Origin of the sequence: Amycolatopsis sp. NPDC004625 (assembly GCF_040609695.1) — a bacterium.
Classification (GTDB): Bacteria; Actinomycetota; Actinomycetes; order Mycobacteriales; family Pseudonocardiaceae; genus Amycolatopsis.
The window spans coordinates 1-22,481 of the sequence record NZ_JBEXKX010000088.1; the positions used below are offsets into that span (position 1 = coordinate 1).

Annotated in this window: 11 protein-coding genes and 1 pseudogene; 3 read left to right on the forward strand and 9 right to left on the reverse strand. The window is 75.0% G+C overall.

What is annotated here, in order from left to right:
- The coding region (locus tag ABZW17_RS44960) for an acyl-CoA dehydrogenase family protein (RefSeq protein WP_354828598.1) at positions 1-631 on the reverse strand (631 nt) is incomplete at its 3' end.
- A gap of 5 nt (positions 632-636) precedes the next feature.
- On the reverse strand, positions 637-921 hold the full coding sequence (locus tag ABZW17_RS44965; RefSeq protein WP_354828600.1) for an acyl carrier protein: 285 nt from the start codon (positions 919-921) through the stop codon (positions 637-639).
- A gap of 267 nt (positions 922-1,188) precedes the next feature.
- Here ABZW17_RS44965 and ABZW17_RS44970 point away from each other — a divergent pair, with 267 nt between their 5' ends.
- From ABZW17_RS44970 to ABZW17_RS44980, 3 genes are read left to right on the forward strand one after another with little or no spacing between them, the layout of a single operon-like run.
- Positions 1,189-9,000 carry an amino acid adenylation domain-containing protein gene (locus tag ABZW17_RS44970; RefSeq protein ID WP_354828603.1) on the forward strand — a complete coding sequence of 2,604 codons (7,812 nt, stop codon included), beginning with the start codon at positions 1,189-1,191 and terminating at the stop codon, positions 8,998-9,000.
- A gap of 13 nt (positions 9,001-9,013) precedes the next feature.
- Positions 9,014-14,383, forward strand: a complete 5,370-nt coding sequence (locus ABZW17_RS44975; protein WP_354828605.1) for a condensation domain-containing protein — start codon at positions 9,014-9,016, stop codon at positions 14,381-14,383.
- Positions 14,380-15,366 carry a 3-oxoacyl-ACP synthase gene (locus ABZW17_RS44980; protein ID WP_354828608.1) on the forward strand — a complete coding sequence of 329 codons (987 nt, stop codon included), beginning with the start codon at positions 14,380-14,382 and terminating at the stop codon, positions 15,364-15,366. Before ABZW17_RS44975 ends, ABZW17_RS44980 begins: the two co-directional genes overlap by 4 nt.
- A gap of 92 nt (positions 15,367-15,458) precedes the next feature.
- On the opposite strand, the gene ABZW17_RS44985 is transcribed toward ABZW17_RS44980, so the two are convergent.
- The 7 genes and pseudogenes from ABZW17_RS44985 to ABZW17_RS45015 form a co-directional block, all read right to left on the reverse strand.
- On the reverse strand, positions 15,459-17,333 hold the full coding sequence (locus ABZW17_RS44985; protein WP_354828611.1) for a Calx-beta domain-containing protein: 1,875 nt from the start codon (positions 17,331-17,333) through the stop codon (positions 15,459-15,461).
- A gap of 522 nt (positions 17,334-17,855) precedes the next feature.
- On the reverse strand, positions 17,856-19,091 hold the full coding sequence (locus ABZW17_RS44990; protein ID WP_354828614.1) for an NAD(P)/FAD-dependent oxidoreductase: 1,236 nt from the start codon (positions 19,089-19,091) through the stop codon (positions 17,856-17,858).
- The gene (locus ABZW17_RS44995; protein WP_354828617.1) at positions 19,091-20,626 is read right to left on the reverse strand and encodes an FAD-dependent oxidoreductase; all 1,536 of its coding nucleotides are present in this window, start codon (positions 20,624-20,626) and stop codon (positions 19,091-19,093) included. The genes ABZW17_RS44990 and ABZW17_RS44995 overlap by 1 nt, the downstream gene beginning before the upstream one ends.
- Complete coding sequence (locus ABZW17_RS45000; RefSeq protein ID WP_354828619.1) at positions 20,623-21,354, reverse strand: class I SAM-dependent methyltransferase; 732 nt, start codon at positions 21,352-21,354, stop codon at positions 20,623-20,625. The genes ABZW17_RS44995 and ABZW17_RS45000 overlap by 4 nt, the downstream gene beginning before the upstream one ends.
- Positions 21,351-21,671, reverse strand: coding sequence for a lycopene cyclase domain-containing protein (locus tag ABZW17_RS45005; RefSeq protein ID WP_354828621.1), 321 nt, complete (start codon positions 21,669-21,671; stop codon positions 21,351-21,353). Before ABZW17_RS45005 ends, ABZW17_RS45000 begins: the two co-directional genes overlap by 4 nt.
- The gene (locus tag ABZW17_RS45010; RefSeq protein ID WP_354828624.1) at positions 21,668-22,009 is read right to left on the reverse strand and encodes a lycopene cyclase domain-containing protein; all 342 of its coding nucleotides are present in this window, start codon (positions 22,007-22,009) and stop codon (positions 21,668-21,670) included. Before ABZW17_RS45010 ends, ABZW17_RS45005 begins: the two co-directional genes overlap by 4 nt.
- A gap of 1 nt (position 22,010) precedes the next feature.
- Positions 22,011-22,181, reverse strand: a pseudogene (locus ABZW17_RS45015) (phytoene/squalene synthase family protein); the annotation flags it as partial.
- Positions 22,182-22,481: the final 300 nt, after the last annotated feature.

Genomic DNA, 22,481 nt, shown 5'->3' on the forward strand with positions numbered 1-22,481 from the left:
GGGGCGGGGGGGGGGGGGGGTGGGCCGGGGCGGGTGTGGTTTCGTCCCACCCGGGCTGGGGCGCCGGGGGGCCGGCGGCCCGCCCCCGCGGCCCCCGCACCGGCTCCACGACGACGCCCGGCCGGCCGGCTTCGACCAGCACGGCGACGGGACGGCCCGCGTCCGCGGCGAGCACCAGGAAGACGTCGGCGACCTGGCCGAAGGTGACCCACAGCTTGCGCCCGCGGACGCGCACCCGCCCGGCCTCGCGCACCGCGGACGTGGTCACCGCGGACAGGTCGCTCCCGGCGCCGGGTTCGGTGGCGGCGAACCCGGCCAGCACGTCCCCGCGGGCGAGCGCGGGCAGCCAGTGGGCCTGCTGCTCGCCGGTGCCCCAGCGGAGGACGGCCGCGGCGACCATGCCCTGGACGGTGACCAGGGCCCGCAGGGAACTGCACACGCCCCCGAAATCGGCGCACAGCTGCCCGAGTCCGGCCGGCGTGCAGCCGGTGCCCCCGGCCGAGGCGGGCAGGTCGGCGGCCAGGAAACCCGCGTGCGCCACGGCTTTGACGACGTCCGCCGGAACCGCGCCGCGCACGTCCCAGTCCGCCGCGTCCGGCCGCACCGAATCCGCGAACGCGGCGGAGTCCATTGTGGTCACCGAATACCGGCTGATCGTTTTCGCAGCACGAATCCGGTGACCCGGTTCAGGGTCCGGAAATTGTCGAGGTCGAGGTCCGCCACGTCGACCTCGATCCCGTACCGGCGTTCGACGTGCGCCACCAGTTCCAGGGCCAACAGCGAGTTCACCAGCCCGAGGGCGAAGTAGTCTTCGTCGGCGCCCGGCGGGTCGCCGGCCGTCGCGGCGGCGAAGAAACCGGACAGTTCCGCCAGGATTGCCTCGGCCGTGAGTTCCGCGTCCACGGGCTGCTGGCCTGCCACGCACCCTCCCTCGACGAATTCCCCCACCCGAAGCTAACACGCCCGGCGGTGCGCCCGACGGCGCCGAACGGCGTAATCGCCTGCGCGCCGGATTTGTCTGTCCGATGTGGACGATCAATTCCGTTGTGGTTACGTGAAATAACGAGCCGATCCCTCGTTCGGCGGCTTGCCGCTGCCGGACGGCCGCTGCAAGTATCCAAAGATCGCTCGCCGGAAATGCGGGAAAACCGTTCCGGCATCGCGCATCGAGCACTGGGGAAACCGGGAATGACGGCAACAGTGGGTGAGCTGCTCGCGGAGCGGGCAGCCCGCGACCCCGGGGCGACCGCGGTGGTCAGCGGCCCGGATCGGGTGAGCTACGCACGACTGGCGGCCCGTTCGGACGAACTGGCGGCCCGCCTGAGGCAGCGGGGCGCGCGGCCGGAAAGCCGTGTCGGGCTGCTGGTGGAGCGCGGGGCGGACATGGTGGTGGCGGTGTTCGCGGTGCTCGAAGCGGGGGCCGCGTACGTGCCGCTGGAGCGGGACCACCCGCGAAGCCACCGGGCCGCGCTGCTGGCCGACGCCGGGGTGGAGCTGGTGGTGACGCAGCCGGAGCTGGTGGACGAACTGCCGCCCGGGTGCGAGCCGGTGTTCGTGGCGGCGCCCCGCTCGGACGGCGGCGGAACTCCGCCCGCCCGGGTGGCCGGCCGCCGAGCTCCCCTCCGCCCGGCCGGTGGCGCGACCGGCCCGATCGCGCCGGACCCGCCCCGCCCGGTGATCCGGCCCGACAACCTCGCCTACGTCCTCTACACCTCCGGTTCCACCGGCCGGCCCCGGGGCGTCCTCGGCACCCACCGCGGTCTCGCCCGCCTCTTCGCCTCCCACCGCACCCACCTCTTCGACCCCGCCGCCCAGGCCGCCGGCCGGCGCCTGCGGGTCGCCCACACCGCCTCGCTCTCCTTCGACGCCTCCTGGGTCCCGCTGCTCTGGATGCTCGCCGGGCACGAACTGCACGTCCTCGACCGGCTCGACCCCCGGGACGCCGTCGCCGCCCTCGGGGCCGCCCGGGTCGACGTCCTCGACGTGACGCCGTCCCACCTCCGGATGCTGCTGCTCGCCGGGCTCCTCGACGGCCCCGCGCGGCCAACTGTCGTGCTCACCGGCGGTGAGCCAGTCGATCCCGGCCTCGGGGCGACCCTCGCCGCCGCCGGGGTCACCGTCCACAACGCCTACGGCACCACCGAGACCACTGTGGACAGTCTGGTGTGCCCGGCCGGGGACCACGGGCACGTCGTGGTCGGCCGCCCGGTCGGCGGGACGCGGGCGCAGGTGCTCGACGCCGGTCTGCGGCCGGCCCCCGAGGGGGAGCTCTGGCTCTCCGGGGACGGCCTCACCCGCGGCTACCTCGGCCGGCCCGGGGCGACCGCGGCCGCCTTCGTCGCCGATCCCGCCGGGCCGCCCGGGGCGCGGATGTACCGCACCGGCGACCGGGTGCGCCGGCGGCCCGACGGGCTGCTGGACTTCCTCGGCCGCGCCGACGACCAGGTCAAGATCCGCGGCATCCGCGTCGATCCCGCCGAAGCCGGGTCCGTCCTGGCGGGCCACCCCGAACTGGCCGCCGCGGCGGTCGTGGCGCGGCGGGACGGCCGCGACGCCGACCACCTGGTCGCCTACGTCGTGCCCGTCACCGCACCCGCGCCGCCGCCCGCCCGGCTGCGGGCCTTCCTGCGCCGGCGCGTGCCGGACCACCTCGTGCCCGCGCGGTTCGTCGAGCTGGCCGCGCTGCCGTTGACCGCCGCCGGCAAGCTCGACCGCGGTGCGCTGCCCGAACCCGGCCGCCGAAGCACCGCCGCGCCGCGGGACGCCACCGAGGAACTCGTCGCCGACGTCTGGGGTGACGCGCTCGGCCTGCCGGACATCGGCGTCGAAGACGACTTCGTCGAGCTCGGCGGCGACTCGATCCTCGCGATGCGGGTGGCCGGCACGCTCAACCGGCGCCTCGGCACCGCGCTGCCCGCCCGGGCGGTGTTCGAGCACCGCACGGTCGCCGGGCTGGCCGCGGCCCTGCCCGCCGCCCAGAGCGGCCGCGCCCCGGCGAGGACCACGCCGGCGACCGCGCTGCCGCTGTCGTCCGGCCAGGAGCGGCTCTGGTTCCTCGACCAGCTCGCCCCGGGCGGCGCCGAGTACAACACCAGCACCGGCTTCCGGCTGCGCGGGCCCCTCTCCGCGGGTGCGCTGGCGAGCGCCCTGACCGCGCTGGCCGGCCGCCACGAGTCGCTGCGCACGACGTTTCCCACCGTGCAGGGACGCGGGGTCCAGGTCGTCGGGCCGCCGGCCGCGGTCCGGCCGGACGTCCGCGTGCCCGAAGACCTCGAGCGCGAGCTGCTCGCCGAGGTGCAACGGCCCTTCGACCTCGCCCGCGGCCCGGTGTTCCGGGCGACGCTGTGGCGCCTGGGGGAGGACCACCACCTGCTCGTGCTGGTGCTGCACCACATCGTCACCGACGGCTGGTCGATGGGGGTGCTCGCGGACGAGCTCGGCCGGCTGTACTCCGCCGCGGTGCGCGGCACGGCGGCCGGCCTGCCCCCGCTGCCCTTGCGCTACGCCGACTTCGCCGCCTGGCAGCGCGACCGGCTCGCCGGTCCCGAGCTCGACGACCGGATCGCCTACTGGGAACGGCAGCTGGCCGGGGTGCCGGCCCTGGCGCTGCCCACCGACCGGCCCCGGCCCGCGGTCCGCGGCACGGCGGGCGCGACGCACCGGTGCACCGTGCCCGCGGCCGTCACCGCCCGGCTGGCCGGCCTCGGCCGGGAACGCGGCGCCACGCTGTTCATGACGCTGATCGCGGCGACGCAGGTGCTTTTCGCGCGCTACACCGGCCAGCGCGACATCGCGCTCGGCACGGTCACCGCCGGGCGGTCCTGGGACGAACTGGCCGGGCTCGTCGGCTTCTTCGTCAACACGGTCGTGCTCCGGTCCCGCCTCGGCGGCGACCCGTCCTTCACCGCCTTCCTCTCCGGCGTCCGCTCGACGGTCCTCGACGCGATGGCCCACGACGACGTCCCGTTCGGCCGCCTGGTCGAACTGCTCGCCCCCGACCGCGACGCGAGCCGGTCGCCGCTGGTGAACGTCATGGTGGTGCTGCAGAACGCGCCGTCGGCCACCCCGGCGCTCAGCGGCCTGGCGGTCGAGGAGCTCGACCTGCCCCGGCGCTCGGCGCAGTTCGACCTCACGCTCGAGTTCGAGCCCCGCGAAGACGGCCTGCGCACCACCATCGAATACAGCACCGAGCTGTTCGACGCGGACACCGTCGAGCGGCTGGCGGACAACCTGCTGGCCCTGCTCGAAGGCATCGCCGAGGATCCCGGACGGCCGCTGTCCCGGCTGCCGTGGCCGGCCCCGGCGCAACGCCGCCAGGTCCTCGAAGCGGGCCGCCCGGCCGCGGACGGGCCCGGCCTCAGCGTGCTGGACGTCTTCGCCGACCGCGTCCGCGAGCGCCCCGACGCCCTCGCGGTGACCTGCGCCGGCGCGGCCCTGACCTACCGCGAGCTCGACACCCGGGCGAACCGGCTCGCGCACGGCCTGATCGCCCGTGGCGCCCGCCCGGACGCCCGGATCGGCCTGTGCGTCCCGCGGGGCATCGAGGCGGTCGCCGGGATGCTGGCCGTCCTGAAGGCGGGCGCCGCCTACGTCCCGCTGGACCCGCGGTACCCGGACGAGCGGCTGGCGCTGCTGCTCGAGGATTCCGGCGCCGGCCTCGTGCTCACCACCCGGGCGGTCCGGGATCGCGTGCCCGCCGGGACCTCCGTGCTGGTGCTGGACGACGACGGGTGGGAGACCGGCGGTGCCCCGGTGCACCGCGCCCGGCCCGGAAACCTCGCCTGCGTGCTCTACACGTCGGGGTCGTCGGGCCGGCCGAAGGGCGTGCTGATCGAGCACCGCTCGGTGACCCGGTTGTGCGCCGATCCGTACGCCCGGCTCGGCCCGGACGACGTCGCGACCCAGTACGCGCCGCTGTCGTTCGACGCCTCGACGCTGGAGATCTGGGGCGCGCTGCTGTCCGGGGCCCGGCTGGCCGTCGACACCGAAGACGTGCCCTCGGTGGAGGCGCTCGGCGCGTTCGTCCGGGCCGAAGGCGTCACCTCGCTCTGGCTGACCGCGGGGATGTTCCACGAGGTGGCCGCGGCCGACCCCGGGGTGTTCGCCGGGCTGCGGCGGCTGGTCTCCGGCGGCGACGTCCTTTCGCCGCAGCAGTGCGCCCGCGTCCTGCGGCGGTGGCCGCACCTGGAGCTGGTCAACGGCTACGGGCCCACCGAAAACACCACGTTCACCGCCTGCCACCGCGTCCGCGACCGGGACGCCGGCCGCCCGGTACCGATCGGGCGGCCCATCACCGGGACGTCCTGCCGGGTCCTGGACCGCACCCTCGCGCCGGTGCCGGCCGGCGTGCCCGGCGAGCTCTACGTCGGCGGCAGCGGCCTGGCCCGCGGGTACCTGGACCGGCCCGGTCTGACCGCCGACCGGTTCGTGGCCGACCCGTTCGGGCACGGCACCCGGCTGTACCGCACCGGCGACGTCGTGCGCTGGCGCGCCGGCGAGGAGTGGGTGCTGGACTTCCTCGGCCGGTCCGACGACCAGGTCAAGATCCGCGGCTTCCGGATCGAGGTCGGCGAGATCGAGGCGGCCCTGCGGCGGCACCCGGACGTCGGCGAGGCCGTCGTGCTGGCGCGGGAGGACACCCCCGGCCACAAGCGGCTGGCCGGGTACGTCGTGCCGCGGCGCCCGGTCGAGCCCGGCGCGCTGCGCGAGTTCCTGGCCAAGAGCCTGCCGGGGCACCTCGTCCCCGGCGCGCTGGTGCTGCTCGACCGGTTCCCGCTGACGCCGCAGGGCAAGCTCGACCGCCGCGCGCTGCCCGCACCGCGGACGCGGGCCACCCGCGCCCACACCGCGCCCCGCGGGCCGGCCGAGGAGCTGGTCACCCGCGTGTGGGCCGAGGTGCTCGGCGTGGACCGCGTCGGGGCGGCGGACAACTTCTTCGAGCTGGGCGGCGATTCGATCCTCGGCATCCAGGTGGTGGCGCGGGCCCGGCAGCTCGGCCTGCGGCTGAGCGCCAAGGACGTCTTCCTCCGCCAGACCCCGGCGGCGCTGGCCGCGGCCGGGGTCTGGGCGCAACCGCCGGTGCGCGAGGCGCCGCCCTCGCCGGGCCCGGTGCCGCTGTCGCCGATCCAGCACTGGTTCTTCGAGACGATCACCGAGCGGCCCGGTCACTTCAGCCAGTGGGTGTCGGCCGAGCTCGCCGCGGACGCCGACCGCGCGGCCCTGCGCACGGCGGTCGAGGCGCTGGTCCGCCACCACGACGCCCTCCGGCTGCGCTTCCGGCGCGTCGACGGCGAGTGGCGGCAGGAGTACACGGACGCGGTGCCGGCCCTCCGCACCGGGCCGGTGTCCACAATGGACTTCTTCGAGCTGGACGGCGGGGCGTTGTTCACGGCGGTCCTGGACGGTTCGCGCCTGCTCCTGGCCGCCCACCACCTGGTCGTGGACGGCGTCTCGTGGCGGATCCTCCTCGCCGACCTCCGCACGGCCTACCGGGCGGCCCGGGCGGACCGGCCGGTGGAACTGCCGCCCCGGACGACCTCGTTCGGCGACTGGGCCCGCCGCCTGGCCGGGCACACGGCCGCGGCCGGCGGCCGGCTCGAGTACTGGCGCCGCGCGGCCACGGGTCCCGGTGCGCGGCCCGACGGAGACCCGCGGCCGCAGCGCGCGGTGACCGTCCGGCTCGGCGCGGGGGAGACGGCGGCGCTGCTGCGCGAAACCCCGGCCGCCTACCGCACCCGCGTCGACGACCTGCTGGTCAGCGCCCTCGCCCGGGTGCTCGCGGAGTGGACCGGGCACGAGCGGGTGCTGCTGGAGCTGGAGGGCCACGGCCGCGAGGACGTCTTCGGCGACCTGGACCTGTCCCGGACGGTCGGCTGGTTCACGACGCTGTACCCGTGCGCGGTGGAGGTCCCGCGGGAGGGCGGCTGGGGAGCGGTGCTGAAGGCGGTGAAGGAGGCGTTGCGCGCGGCGCCGGACCGCGGCCTGGGCTACGGGGTGCTGCGGTACCTGGGGGAGGCGGAGCTCCCGGAACCCCGGCCGGTGGCGGCGTTCAACTACCTCGGCCGCTTCGACCTGGCCGAGGGGGAAAGCGGAGAACCGTTCCGCTCCGCCCCCTCCGCGATCGGCCTCACCCGCGCCCCGCACCTCACCGGCACCGCCCGCCTCGACATCACCGCGGCCGTCACCGCCGACGGCGAGCTCGAATTCGAATGGACCTACTCCCCGGGGGTGCACGACGAGCCCGCCGTCACCCGCCTCGCCGACGGTGTGCGCACCGCGCTGCGGGAAATCGTCGCCCACTGCGCCGACCCCGCCGCCGGCGGCGCAACGCCGTCCGACTTCCCGCTCGCCGACGCCGACCAGGCCGAACTCGACCGGCTCCTCGGCGACGGCCGCAACGTCGACGACGTCTACCCGCTGACCCCGATGCAGGCCGGCATGCTCTTCCACAGCCTGTCCGAACCCGGCACCTACCTCGAACAGCTCTGCTTCACCCTGACCGGCGCCGACGATCCGGCCGCCCTCGAACGCGCCTGGCGGCGGGTCGTCGACGAGATCCCCGCCCTGCGCACCGCCGTGCGCTGGACCGGCGTGCGCGAGCCGGTCCAGGTGGTGCACCGGGCCGTGACGCTGCCGGTGACCGTGCACGACTGGCGAGCCCGCGAAGGCGACGAAGCCGCGCTGCTCGCCGAAGACCGCGAAACCGGGCTCGATCCGGCCGTGCCCCCGCTGATGCGGATCACGCTGATCCGGCTGTCCGGTGCCCGGATCCGGGTGCTCTGGACCTTCCACCACGTCATCCTCGACGGCTGGAGCGTCTTCGAGGTGCTCACCGACGTCCTCGCGCACCTGTCCGGGCAACCCGCCCAACCCCGCCGCCCCTTCTCCGACCACCTGGCCTGGCTCGCCGGGCAGGACGCCACCGCCGCCGAGACCCACTGGCGGAAGGTCCTTTCCGGGCTCACGCCGACTCCGCTGCCCTACGACCGCCCGCCCGGCCGGGCCCACCGGACCCGGTCGAAGTCCACAGTGGAGTGTCAACTGTCCACTGCGGAATCAACCGAGGTGGCCGCCTTCGCCCGGCGGCACCGGGTGACCGTCAACGCCCTCGTGCAGGGCTCGTGGGCGCGGCTGCTCGCCCGCCGCGGCGGCGGCCCGGACGTCTGCTTCGGCGCCGTCGTGGCCGGCCGGCCGCCCGAACTGCCCGGGGTGGACGCGATCGTCGGCATGTTCGTCAACACCGTGCCGGTGCGGGTCACCGTCGCCGAGGCGGAAGACCGGCCCGGCTGGTTCCGGCGCCTGCAGGCCGACCAGGCCGAGGCGCGCCGGTTCGGGCACGTCTCGCTCGCCGCGCTGCGCCGCTGGAGCGGGCTGCCCGCCGCGGCCGGCCTCTTCGACAGCATCGTCGTGTTCGAGAACTACCCCTTCGACCGCGACGCGCTGGCCGCGCACGGCCTGCACGTCGCCGACCTGGCCGCCGTCGAGATCACCAACTACCCGCTGGCCCTCGTCGCCCACGGCAGCGCGCGCGACGGCGAACCCCTGGCCCTGTCGCTCGGCTACGACCCCGCGCTGTTCGACACCGGCACGGCCGAAACCCTCCTCGCCGAGCTCGCCGACCTGCTGCGGGAACCCGCCCGGCCCGCCGCCCCGCCCCTGCGGCGTCCGCTGTCGCCGCCCGTCCCGGTGGCCGCCGAGGCGGCCTACCTCGCGCCCCGCAGCGCGACCGAGCGGACGCTGAGCCGGATCTGGGCGGAGGTGCTCGCGGTCGAGCAGGTGGGCGTCGACGACGACTTCTTCGCCCTCGGCGGTGATTCGCTGCTGTGCCTGCGCGTCACCGCCCGCCTGCGCGCGGACTTCGGTGCCGCGCTGCCCCCGCGGGCGCTGTTCGACAACCCCACCGTCGGGGCGCTGGCCCTGCTGCTGGAACACCCCACCGTCGAGGCACTGGGCCGGGCGGTGGACCGCGGCCTGAACCCGCCGCGGGACTACGAGCTCTAGGAGGCCGGAGCCGGTGCGCAACGACGACGTGGCGATCATCGGGGTGTCCGCCCTGCTCCCGGGCGCCCACGGGCCGGAGGCCGTGCACGACCTGCTCGCCGCGGGCCGGGACGTGACCGGGCAGCCCGATCCGGACCGGCTGCGGGACACCGGCTTCGCGGCCGGCCCCGGCTACCTGCCGATGGGCTACCTCGACCGGATCGACCGGTTCGACCACCGGTTCTTCGGCGTGCCGCCGGCCGAGGCCGCGTGGATGGACCCGCACCAGCGGCTGATCCTCCAGCTGGCCCACGAGGCCCTCGAGAACGCCTGCTACGCGCCCCAAGCCCTGCGGGGCTCGCGCACCGCCGTCGTGCTCGGGAGTTCGCGCAGCGACTACGAAGATCTCTTCGAAGAGGAGGATCCGCAGCAGATCCTCGGCATCATCGGGGCGGCGCTGGCGGCGCGGATCAGCTACCGCCACGACTTCACCGGGCCCGCGCTCGTGCTCGACACCGCGTGCAGCGGCAGCCTGGTCGCGATCGCCCACGCCGTCGCCCTGCTGCGCAGCGGCGCCGCCGAGCTGGCCCTGGCCGGCGGCATCAGCGTGCGGCCGGTGCCGATCCGCGAGGCCGGGCACGTCCCGGTCCGCGGCGTCGAGTCGCCCGAGGGCCGGTGCCGGCCGTTCGACGAGAAGGCCACCGGCGCGGTCGGCGGCGAGGGCGGCGGGATCGTCGTGCTCAAGCCGCTGCCCGCCGCGCTCGCCGACGGCGACCACGTGCACGCGGTGCTCAAGGGCATCGCCGTCAACCACAACGGCTACCGGATGGCCAGCATGAGCGCGCCGAGCCGGCAGGCCCAGACCGAGGTGATCACCGCCGCCTGGCGTGACGCCGGTGTCGACGCGGCGACCGTCGGGTACGTCGAGTGCCACGGCTCGGCCACCCCGCTCGGCGATGTCGTCGAGGTCGAAGCCCTGCGCCAGGCGTTCCTCGACGCCGGCGTGACCGGCCCGTCCTGCGCGATCGGCTCGATCAAGGGCAACATCGGCCACCTCGACAACGCCGCCGGGGTCGCCGGGCTGGTCAAGGTCCTGCTGAGCGTGCGGCGCGGCGTCCGGTACCCCACCGCGCACTTCGAGACGCCCAACCCGCTGATCGACTTCGGCGGCCCGGTGCGGGTGAACCCCGCGTTCGGCCCGTGGGACGGCGAGGGGCCGCGGCGCGCGGGGCTGAGCTCGTTCGGGCTGACCGGCACCAACGTGCACGCCGTCGTCGAGCAGGCCCCGCCGCGCACGGTGGCCGCCGAGCCGGGCGAGACCGGCCACCTGGTCACGGTGTCGGCGAAGACGGCGTCCGCCCTGGCCGGCTACCGCGACCGGCTGGCCGCCTTCGTCGAAGAGAGCGGGCACGGCGTCCGCACCATCGGCCACGCCATGAACCGCGGCCGCGACGACCACCCGTTCCGGATCGCCGTGGTCGCCGGGGAGCCCGCCGGTCTCGCGGCGGCGCTGCGCTCGGCCGCGATCCCGGACGCGCCGGTTGCGGACGACCCGCCGGTGGTGCTGCTGTTCTCCGGCGACGGCGGGGTCGAGCCCGGGGTCTGGGCCGAGCTGTGCGCGGCGTGGCCCGTCCTCGGCGACGAGCCGCTGCCCGCCGAGCCGGCGCCCCGGCTGGTCGCGGTCCAGCACGCCCTGCACCGGCTGGCCCGCTCGCTGGGCATCCCCGACACGCACCTGGTCGGGTCCGGTGCGGGCAACCTGTCGGTGCGGATCGCCCGCGGCGAACTGTCCCTTGTAGACGGACTGGCGGCCGCCGCGGACCGGGCCGTCGGCCCCGAGCTCGACGCCGCGCGGCTGGCCGAAGCGGTGCGCGGGTTCGTCCGGGACGGGGCGGTGCTGGTCGAGCTGGGCGCGAGCGGCGTGCTGTCGCGGACGATGCGGCGGCTGGCGCCCGAACTCGGCTGCGTCGAACTGGTCGCCGGGGGCGGGCGGCGCGCGGTGCTGCGGCAGCTGGCGTCGCTCTACCGGCTCGGCGTCCGGCTCGACTGGGAACGCCACTACGCCGGGGCCGCCGTCCCGCGGATCGAGGCGCCGGGCCACCCGCTCGAAAGCGTCCGCTGCTGGTGCCGCCCGCCGGGCGCGCCGGCCGCCGGAACCCGGGCGGCGGAACCCCCGCCCGCCGTCGTGTCCGACGTCGGCACCGAACGCCGGGTCGCCGAAGTCTGGGCCCGTGCCCTCGGCGAGGACGAGCTCGGCCCGGCCTCGGACTACTTCGCCCACGGCGGGACGTCGATCGCGGCGATCACCGCGCTGCGCACGATGGAACGCGACTTCGGCGTCGAGCTGACCTTCGCCGACCTCTACGCCCACCCGACCGTGCGGGCCTTCGCCGCCCGCGTCGAGGCGGTCCGCGCCGAGGGCGGCCGGGCCGGAGCCGTCCCCGCCATCACGGTGCTCCCGCGCGGCGGCCCGCTACCGCTGTCCTTCGGCCAGGAACAGCTGTGGTTCCTGGACCGGCTGAACCCCGGCACCGCGCTCTACAACATCCCGCACGACCTGCGCCTGACCGGGCCAATGGACGAGGCCGCGCTCGCCGGGGCGGTGCAGGACCTCCTCGACCGGCACGAGATCCTGCGCACCTGCATCCCCGACGACGACGGCGTCCCGTTCGTCCGGCTCGCCGCACTCCCGCCGCGGCTGGTCGTGCACGACCTGAGCGAGCGGCCCGACGCCGAGCGGCACGCGCACCAGCTGGCCGACGCCGAGGCCGTCCGCCCGTTCGAGCTGGCCACCGGCCCGCTGGTGCGGATCACCCTGCTGCGCCTGGCCGCCGAGGACCACGTCCTGCTGTGGACCTACCACCACATCGTCTTCGACGGCTGGTCCCCGACGGTGTTCTTCCGCGACTTCACCGAGCTCTACCAGGCCCGGCTGGCCGGCCGCGCGCCCGCGCTGCCGGACCTGCCCTTCCAGTTCGCCGACTTCGCCGCCTGGCAACGGGAACGGCTGACGGGGGAGACCCTCGAACGCGGCCTGCGGTTCTGGCGCACCCGGCTGGCCGATCCACCGGCCGCGCAGCTGCCCCTGGACCGGCCGCGCCCGCCGGCCCAGACCTTCGACGGCGACCTCGTGGAGTTCACCGTGGCCGAGCCGGCGGCCGAAGCCGCGCGGGCGTTCAGCCGCGAACACGGCGTGACGACGTTCGTCACGATGCTCGCCCTGGTCGACGCGCTGCTGCACCGGTGGGCCGGCTTCACCGACGTCGTCGTCGCGGTGGCCACCTCCGGCCGGACGCACCCGGCGACCCACGACCTGATGGGGTACTTCAACAACCTGCCGCCGTTCCGCACCCGGGTCGAGGGATCCGTGTCGTTCACCGCGCTGGTGCGGCGGTGCGCGGACACCGTCGCGCAGGTCCTCGACCACGAAGAGATCCCGCTGGAGAAGATCGTCTCCGCGGTGTGCGGGCCGCGCGAGCCCGGCCGCCAGCCGCTGTTCGACGTCGCCTACACCTACCAGAACGTCCCGCAGGACACCGCCGAGCTGGGCGGCCTCGGCTGCGCGCGCTTCGCCGAGAGCGGCACCGTCGCCGGGATCGCGCCCGGCACGGCCAAGTTCGACCTGACCGTCGGCGTCATCGACCAGCAGGACGGGCCGATGGACGGCTACTTCGAGTACGCGACGGCGTTGTTCGACCGCGAAACGGCCGACGCGCTCGCCCGCCTGCTGCCCGGCCTGCTCGACGCCGTGCTGCGCGAACCCGACCGCCCGCTCGGCGAACTCCCGGCCGTGGCCGGCGAGCCGAACCCCGCCCCCACCCACCGGAGCAGTGAACCCGCCATGACCGTGACTTCCCTTGTGGACAGTGAGCCGATCGCCCGCGCCGAGCGGGTCCTCACCGCGATCTGCGCGGACCTGCTGACCGGCGGCCCGGTGTCGCCGAAGGACAACTTCTTCGACCTCGGCGGCGATTCGGTGCTCGGCGTGCGGGTGGCCGCGCGGGCGGCGAAGGAGGGCGTCCACTTCACCCCGCAGCAGCTGCTGCAGTGCCGCACGCTCGCCGAGCTGGCCCGGGCCGCGGTCGTCGACGGTCCCGCCGCCGCGCCTGCGGAAGCGCCGGTTCCCGAACCGCCGCGGGCGATCCCGCCGACGCCGATCATGCACAGCTTCCTGCGCCGGATGCCCGACGACGTCGGCGACTTCGTCGACGTGCACACGGTGGAAACCACGCCCGAGGTCGCCCCGGCCGCGGTCCGGACGGCGATCTCGCACCTGCTGGCGCTGCACGAACCGCTGCGCTACCGGCTGCGGCGCAACGCACTGGGCGCCCGGCTGGAGGTCGCGGACCTCACCGCGGCGGACGTGTTCGACACCAAGGTGCTTCCGCCGCTGGGCGCCGAGGAGGAGCTCGGGATCGTCGCGGACGACTGCCAGGCGATGAAGGCGGAGATGGATCCCGCCCGCGGGCCGCTGTTCCGCGTCCGCCACTACGACCGCGGCCGCGCCCGCGGCGGCCTGCTCGTGCTGCTGGTCAACCACTTCGTCTTCGACAACATGTCCACTGTGGTCGTCCTCGACGACCTCGACGTGCTGCTCGGCGACCTCTCGGCGGGCCGCACCCCGGCCCTGACGACCCGCCCGCCGCGGTGGCGCGAGTGGGCCGAGCACCTGCGGGCCATGGCCGCCTCCGACGAGCTCTCGGGGGAGCTGACCTACTGGACGGCGACCCTGCGGGCGGGCGCGGCGGCCGGGACCGTCGGCGGCTCGCCCGGCGACGGCATCACCACCCGGACCCTCGACGACCCGGCGGTGGCGACCCTGCTGTCGGCCGGCGGCGCGGAGGGCCGGGAAGCGGCGCTGTGCGCGGTGTCGTGCGGCCTGGCGCGGTGGCAGGACGCGCCGAGCGCGTTCGTGATGACCGAGGGGGAGGCCACCCCGAACCCGTTCCGGCTGGCCGGGCGCGGCCCGTCGGTGGGCTGGTTCACCACCCTGCACCCGCTGGTGCTGCCGGTCGCGCCGGGCACCACGGCCCGCGGCTGCCTGCCGGAGATCACCGACCGCGCGCGGTCGGTGCCGAACGACGGCGTCGGCTACGGGATGCTGCGCCACCTCTCGCCGGACTCGCCCGGCACCGCGCAGCTGCGTGCGCTGCCCGAACCGGAGGTGCTCGTGCTGCACGGGCCGAGCGACACCTCCGCGTTCGACTCCGGCGTCCGGCTGCTGCGGACCCGCTGGGACCTGTCGGTGAACCTCAAGCGCGCGGTCGCCTCCTGGTTCCCGCTGGTCGTGACGAGCGCGGTGCGGGACGGCGCGTTGCGGCTGGCGGTGGCCGGCGGGGTCGGCGAGGACAGCCTGGAGGCGCTCGCCGACGAGATCGTGCGCGCCTTCACCGAGCTGCCGTGATCGCGCTCGCCGCGTCGGCCTGGTACCTGCCGGAGACGTCCCTCGCCGTGGCCGGGCTGCCGGAGCTGGCCACGCGGTCGGAGACCGAACGCGCCACCTGCGCCGCGCTGGGCATCGACCGGGTCCCGGCCGACGACACGCTCACCGCGGCCGAGCTGGCCGTCCGGGCGGGCCGGCGCGCACTGGCCGCCGCGGGTCTCGACGCCGGTGACGTCGACGTCGTCCTGACCGTGGAACCGCGGGCGCCGCAGAACCTGGTCAGCTCGGAAGCCACCCGGGTGCAGGCGATGCTCGGCGCGGACCGGGCGATGGCGTTCTCGGTCGGCGGCCTCGGGTGCGCGTCGCTCACCCCGGCGCTGCTCGTGTCCAGGGGGCTGCTGCGGGCCGATCCGGACCTGGCGAACGTGCTCGTGCTGCACGGGAGCAAGCCCGCGACCCCCGGCCGCTACCGCCACCCGGTCACGGTCAACGGCGACAGCGGCGGCGCGCTTCTGCTGCGGCGTCGAGGAGAACTCCGGATCCGGGACATCCTGCTGGAGACGAACGGGGCCTACGCGGACCTGTTCCGCGTCGACTACCGCGACGAGGAGTTCGCCCGCTGGCGTGAGGAGTGCACTGATCCGGCGGTCTACTCGTTCCGGCTGGCGGTGGAGACGCGCAACCGGCTGCGCGAGCTGGTCGCCCGGCTCCTCGGCCGCAACGGGCTGACCCCGGCCGACGTGCCGTGCTACCTCACGCAGAACCTGTCCACGGCCGCGTTCCGGAACTGGTCGGAGGCGATCGGCGTCCCGATCGCCAAGGCGTGCTTCGAGAACCTCGCCCGCCACGGCCACCTCGGGCCCAACGACGTCTTCTTCAACCTCTCCGCCGCCCGGGAGAGCGGGGAGTTCGACGGCCGCGCGGTGCTGCTCACCCTCAGCCCGGCCGCGGCCTGGAGCGCGCTGCTGGTCACCACGGACGACACGACATCCCACGAGCTCTGACCCCGGGTCGTGAGTGGTAAGGCGGGTTAGAACCCGCCTTACCACTCACGACAGGCCGCGGCAGACCTGCTGCCGGGGCCGGGTTCAGCGGATCAGCGCTGGCAGGGGTTGCCCGCCGGGTGCGCGGCGGTGCCGTGCACGTCGGCCTGGGACCCCGCCAGCACGATCTTCGCCAGCGGTGTCTCGAGCGAGACGGCCTGCTGCTTCACGACGCCGTTCGCGATGGTCTGGCCGTTCAGCTTCAGCGAGCCGATGACCAGCGCGATGGTCAGCGGCGCCGAGCCCACCGTGACCGAGACGCCGTTGATCTTGAGCGAGGCGATGTTCGAGCTGCCGGTCAGCACCGGGGCGAGCCCGCCCGGGGCCGGCTGGCAGGTCGCCGCCGCCTGGGACTGGATCACGCCCAGCTCGATGGTCAGCCCGACCGTGCTGATCACGGTCTTGTCGATCTTGGCCGACGCCTGCGCGTGGTCACCGGCCGCCGGGGCCGCCGACTGGTTGTCGGGGGCCAGGTCGGTCGCCGACGTCAGCGCGTGCGTCTGCACCTTGATCAGGCCGGCGTTGAGCGTCGCGTCGAGGACGGTCTTGCTGTCGTCGGCGCAGGGCAGGTTCGCCGGGTTGGCCACGGCCGCGGTGATGCCGATGACGTTCGCGGCGGTGCCTGTGCAGGAGAAGACGCCGTCGCGGTCGTCGTCGACGATCGTGCCGACGCCGGTCGGGTCGACCAGCCCGGCGCCGGCCGGGTTCGAGAGCGTCACGGTGAACGTCTCGTCCGGCTCGTCGACGGTGTCCGGGTTGACCAGCACGGTCACCGGCTTGCTCGTCTCGCCGGGCGCGAAGGTCACGTCACCGCTCGCCGCCTGGTAGTCGGCCGGTGCGGTCGCGGTGCCGTTCGCGGTGGCGTAGTGGACGGTCACCGGGTTCGGGCTCGCGCCGCCGAGCAGCGACACGGTGAAGGTGGCCGGCACCGGCGCGCCGCCGGAGCCCTCGTTCACCGTGACGTCGTTGATGCTCAGGCCGAGCACGCGCACGGTCGTCGTCTCGACGTACCCGCGGGACACGCCGTCGACCTGGTAGTCGACCGTGCAGTGGTAGGTGCCGGGCGCGGCATCGGCCTTGGCGGCGACGGTCTCGGTGAACGTCGCCACGTCCCCGCTGGCCACCTTGACGCTCGCCGGGGCGTTGGTGAGCGTCAGCTGCGGGTCGCAGCCGGTGACCTTCGGCGCGACCGTGACCTCGATGGACTTGATGCCGTCCAGGATGGCCTGCGACACCTGGTTCGACGGCACGTTGTTCAGCAGCACGCCGCCGGTGGCCGTGGCGATGGCACTCGCCTGGCCGTCGGCGTCCAGCGCACCGACGTTGACCGCGACGACGCGGACGTTCGCCGCCTTGAGCGCGTCGATGGTCTGGGCGAGGGTGTGCCCGCCGCTGGGGTCGTGCGACGGCGCGTCGCCGAACCAGGCGATGATGCGGGTGCCGTCCGGGCGGAAGGCGACGGCGCCGGTGGCCAGTTCGTACAGGGCGTTGAGGTCGGCTTCGGGCGTGTCGCCGCCGCCGAGAGCCTGCCACTGGTTGATGCCGGCCTGCACCGCGGCGGTGTTGCCGGTGATGCCCTGGTTGACCTTGAACGGCACGGAGTCGGAGAAGTCCTTGTACTCGGCCACGCCGAACTGGGCGGTCGGCTGCGCGGCGAGCACGTCCCCGGTGATGGCGCTGGCGTTGGCGCGGACGTTGTCGATCGCGCCGCCCATGCTCCCGGTGGTGTCCGCGAGCAGCACGAGGTCGGGGTTCGGCGGCACGGCGGAGGTGGTGACGTGCTTGGTGACGGTGGCACTCGCCCCGGCGGCGAGCGTGAGGTCGACGGTGGCCGGATCGACGCCGGGCGGCGCCGCGGCCGCCACCGCGGCCGGGGCGAGCAACGCGCTGACCGTGGTCACCGCGACGAACAAGGATCTCCGCGACATGGACTTCCCTTCCGAAAGGCCGCTTTTCTGCGGGTTGCCTCGGGAAGACGGAAAGCGCGGGATTTCGTTAGCAAGAGGGCCGAGCATCACTCGGAGCGCGCATGTCAAGGCGCTCAACGGGTTGCGGCACCGGGTCCGGGCTACGGACACCAGGGCCGCGCTGCGCCGGAATGCGGAAGATCACCGGAGTGGAATCACACCATTCAGTGAGGAGGGTCGTCGGATGCGGCACTTTCCGTGCGGGAGGATTTCGCGCCGCGACGCGGAATCGGCGGCCGGGTGCGCGAATTTCCACCGGATGTCGTAACGCGGGCCGCCGTTTTCGCGTCCGTCCGGGGGCAGGCGGCGGCGGGTCGCCGGCCGAGGTCCACGAGCACCGCACGCGCCGCTCGTGCGCCTGAGACCAGGTTGCCCTGCAGCGAGCCGTGTCCCGGCGGCCGGTCCGGTAGATCCGGCGCGCGGCGGGGTCGGGTGTCGTAACGCGGGCCGCCGTTTCCGCGCCCGCCCGGGGTCAGTCGGTGGTCACTCGGCGGCCGGTCGCCGACCGAGGTCGGCGAGCACCGCACGCGCCGCTCGTGCGCCCGAAGCCAACGCCCCCTGCAGCGAACTCGTGTCCCGGTGGTCGCCGCACACGTACAACCCGGTGTCCAGGCGGACCGGGCGGCGGATCTCGTGCGGCGGCGGCATCGATGGCAGGGCGTGGGTGATCTCGTACCGGTTCACCAGCGGCCAGCGGCTCGCGTCGGTCCGGTACATCCGGCCCAGCGCGCGGCGCACTTCGTCCTCCGGCAGCGCGCTCAGCGCCGACGCGCTCACCAGTGCGGCTCCCGGCGGGGCGTAGCCGGGGCAGACCTCGCTGACCACGCTCGTGTTCACCACCGGGCCGCCGCGGGCGTCGACCACGATGACCGGTTCGCGCAACGGGGACCGTGGTGGCGCGAAGTACCACGTGGTCCCGCTGTGCCACCGCGGCTCCTCGACGCCCGTCAACCGGGCGGCCGCGGTGCCGTCGGTCGCGACGACGACCGCGCGGGCCGTCCGGGTTTCGCCGCCCGCCGTGCGGACCCGGCCGGGCCGGGCCTGCTCGACCGGTGCGTTCAGGTGCACGGCCGCCGTCGGCAGGGTGCGGGCCAGCTGGCGTGGCAGCTCGCCCATGCCGAGGGCCGGCAGCGACGGTGCCGAGCGCAGGAAACTGCGCCACACCAGCTGGAAGAAGCGCCCCGAGGTGGTCAGGTCGCGTTCCAGGAACACCCCGGAAAGGAACGGCCGGAACACCGTCTCCACCGCCCGCTCGGACACCCCGGCGCGCCGCAGCTCGTCGAGCGTCGTGCGGTCGTCGCGGTCGAGGACCGCCTTCGCCGGTCCCGCGGCCACGCGGGCGGACAACGCGCCGAGCGCGGCCAGGTCCTTCGCCGACAGGTACCGGCGGGCCGCGATGTCGCGCAGCGCCTTGGGCGTGTCGACCGGGTTGCCGAGCAGGGAGACGCGGTCGTCGTCGGCGATCCGGACCGCGCGCCAGTACCGGCCGAGGTCCAGCGCGCCGACGTCCACCAGCCGCCGGATCGCCGGGTAGGCCGGGTTGAGGATCTGGAACCCGCGGTCGAGGCGGAACCCGTCGACGACGTCGGTGCGCACGCGTCCGCCCACGTCGTCGGCGGCTTCCAGCACCGCGCACGGCACCCCGGCCCGGTGCAGGGTCACGGCGGCGGCCAGCCCGGCGAGCCCGGCCCCCACGACGACGACTTCGTGGTCGGTCATCACGCTCCCTGTGCCGTGGTCGAGGCGAGCCGGTTCAGCAGGCCGATCCGGCCGCGGTTGGGCACCGACCGCAGCGGGTGCCCGGCCAGGCCCCAGCCGGTGAGCAGCGTGTTCGCCGCGGCCCAGCCGGTGGTCGCCGCGCGTTCCATCAGCGCCACCGGCAGGTCGATCCGCACGCCGTCACCGGCCAGCGCCAGCGCCGGGTCCGGGGTGGTGACCGTCGGCCGGCGCGCGAAGTCGCCGAGCCCGAAGAGCGGGCAATCCTCGCGCCACAGCGAAATCGCCCCGGTGACGCGCGCGCCGAGCGTCTCCGGGTAGATCGCGTGCATCCGGTCGTCGACCGCCTTGACCAGGGTTTCGCGGTCGTCGGTCGCGGCCGCGTAGGCGTGCAGTTCGACGACCGAGCCGCCGGTGCGGGCCGCCCACCGCCGTGCCTCGCCTTCGTAGCGGTCGAGCAGGCTGATGTTGTCCAGCGGTGGCACGCTGCCGGTGCCGAGGAAGGGCGGCCGGGCGGTGTCGACCGGCCGGTCGAGCCAGAGCCGGCGGACGAGGAACGGCGGCGCGGTCCGCAGCCCCGCGACGCCGTCGCGCCACTGCGGCGTGCCGATGCCGGGCGACGCGGCGACGATCCGCTGCAGCCCGCGGACGTCACAGGCGAGGACGACGGCGTCGAACGGCGTGGTGCCGGCCGCGGTCGTGACGGTGAACCCGTCCGCCGTGCGGTCGAGCGCGGCCACCGGCGTGCCGGACCGGATGGTCACCCGGCGATCGGCCAGGTACCCGGCCAGGGGATCCCACAGGGCCTGCGGGAACGGCTCGGCGGGCACGTCGAACACCAGGCCCTCGCTGGACCCCAGGAAGTACAGGTGGAACATGGTCGCCAGCTCCGCGGCGGAAAGCTCGCGGGGATCGGCGAAGAAGCTGCGGGAGAACACCTCGAACGCCAGGTGCCGGGCCGCTTCCGGGAAGTTGATCGCCTCGAGGAACCCGGCGGCGTCGATCCCGTCGAGCCGGTGGTAGATGTCCGGGACGCGCACCGTCGCCAGCGGCAGCGCGCCGCGGCCGTTGAGGCGCAGCAGGTCCCGCGCGGTGAAGGTGGGGCTGCGCAGGGCGAACGCCATCGCGTTCCACGGCGGCGTCCGGGGGAGCCCGGCGAAGGTGTCCGTGCGGCCCTGGGCGTCCAGCAGCGGGTAGTCGGCCAGCGGCGTGAGCCGGTCCAGCCCCGGATCGGTGCGCGTCAGCAGCGACCGCAGGTTGTAGTACTGGCGGAAGAAGGCGTGGAAGCCCCGGCTCATCGTCACCGGCGTCCCGTCCGGCAGCCGGTCGGCCCAGCCGCCGACCCGCCCGCCGAGGTGCTCCTCCCGCTCGAACAGCGTCACGGTGACGCCGCGCTCGGCGAGCCCGGTGGCCGCGGTGAGGCCCGCGATGCCACCGCCGACGACGGCCGCGGCCGGCCGCCGGGCGAGCCGTCCGGCGTCGGGGAGGCCGGGTGGGGCGGGGCGGGTTTCGATCCGGCGGTCCCGGCCGAGGGTCACGGCTGCTCCTGCGGGTTGGTGCCGAGGACGGTGTGGACGATCCCGCGCTGCCAGCCGGGCACGGTGCCGGTCCGGACGTCGGTGAACCCGGCGTCGGCGAGCCGGCCGGCGAGCGCGGCGATCCCGTCGAACTCCAGCACGCTGCGGCGCAGGTGGCGGTACAGCGTCGCGTCCCCGGTGGTCACCTTCCCCAGCGGGATGATCACGCCCGCGCAGACCGCGTTCCACACCCCCCGCGCGCGCCGCGAGTCGCGGACCGAGTACTCGTGGATCGCGATGCGGCCGCCGGGTCGCAACATCCCGCGCAACCGCCGCAGCTGCGCCGTCGGGTCGCCGAGGTTGCGCAGCAGGTACGCCGCCAGGATCCCGTCGAACGGGCCGGAGATCCCGGCGAGGTCCTCGACCGGCGTGTGCACGAAGGTGACGTTGCCGGGCCAGTCCTTCGCCCTGGCTCGCGCGAGCATTTCCCCGGAGGCGTCGAACGCGGTGATCTCCGCCCCGGGCGCGGCCGAAAGCAACGCGGCCGTCGACGCGCCGGTGCCGCAGCCGGCGTCCAGCAGCCGCAGGCCGGTCCCGCCCGGCGGCAGCGCCAGCCGCCGCGCCGAGAGCCGCAGGTGGTCGTGGTAGCCGGGATTGGCCCCGACCAGCCGGTCGTACCACTTCGCTTCGGTGTCGAAGGCCGACGGCACCGCGCCGCGCGGCAGGCCGTCCTTGGCCAGCTGGCTCATGTTCGCTCCTCGCGGGGGCCGGTTCGTTCCCACACCAGCAGCACCGCGGTCACCAGCGCGAAGCCGAAGAGGAAGTCCTCGACCGGGATGTCCCACGGGAAGCGCCAGCCGGTGATGTGCTCGGGGGAGTAGCGGACGATCGGGTCGGACAGCTTGGTCAGCCAGCCGTCCACCGGGATCTGGAAGGCGGTCACGATGGCCATCGTGAACCAGTAGGCCGGGCGCCGGAACAGGCCCGTGCGCAGCAGCCGGAGTTCGGCCAGCACGACGACGGCCACCGCGGCGGCGGCGGGCACGGTGTACCCCCAGGGGATCACCGGCGCACCTCCTTCCGCGCGAACCGCCGGACCAGCGCGATGGTGAGCTGGACGGCCTCGTAGGTCAGCAGCCCGCAGATCGGGATGACCACGAAGAACAGGACCTCCTCCAGCGGCACGGCGAAGGGCGCGCGGATCCCGGTGACGCGGCCCGGGGCGTAGTCCCAGACACGGCCCGCGATCGCCAGCGCGTCCCAGACGAGGAACACCAGCGCCACCGGCAGCACCGCGCGGGCCAGCCGCCGCGGCTGCCGGTACACCCGGGCCCCGGCGAGTTCCAGCGGCAGCGTGACGAGGACGCAGGCCGTCAGCACGATGAGGTATTCGAACTGGCCCACCTCAGCCCACCACCACCGGGAGCGCCGGCGCGGGGTGGCGGGCCCGCGCCCACTGCGTGCGGACGACCGCGCCGCTCGCCACCAGCAGCCGCCGCCCGCGGGAAACCGCCGCGCGGCCGGCGAAGACGTCGTGGCCGGCGTCCTCGATGCGGTCGAGGATCCGCCCGTACAGGGTCGGGGGGGGGGGGGCCGCCCCCCCCAAAATCCCCAAGAAGTCGGCCCGCAGGGCCGGGAAACCCCAGATGAACACCAACACCCCCCCGCCGGGCAATACCCACAACATAAAAAAACAAGACAAACCCCCCCCCCCCAACCCCAGCCCCAACCACAACCCCCACACCCCCCCCCCCCCAGAACAACAACCATAACCCCCCGACCACCAACAACCCCACCCCCCACCCCCCACCCAAAACCAGCCGCCCAAACCGGGGAACCCACACCAACAGTCGGGCGAAAACCCCGCCAGCCCGCC

What these genes read in the sequence shown, in the direction of transcription:
- ABZW17_RS45000 (WP_354828619.1), bottom strand. Translation starts at nt 21,354, where the DNA reads ATGAGCCAGCTGGCCAAGGACGGCCTGCCGCGCGGCGCGGTGCCGTCG.
- ABZW17_RS44970 (WP_354828603.1), top strand. Translation starts at nt 1,189, where the DNA reads ATGACGGCAACAGTGGGTGAGCTGCTCGCGGAGCGGGCAGCCCGCGAC.
- ABZW17_RS44985 (WP_354828611.1), bottom strand. Translation starts at nt 17,333, where the DNA reads ATGTCGCGGAGATCCTTGTTCGTCGCGGTGACCACGGTCAGCGCGTTG.
- ABZW17_RS44990 (WP_354828614.1), bottom strand. Translation starts at nt 19,091, where the DNA reads ATGACCGACCACGAAGTCGTCGTCGTGGGGGCCGGGCTCGCCGGGCTG.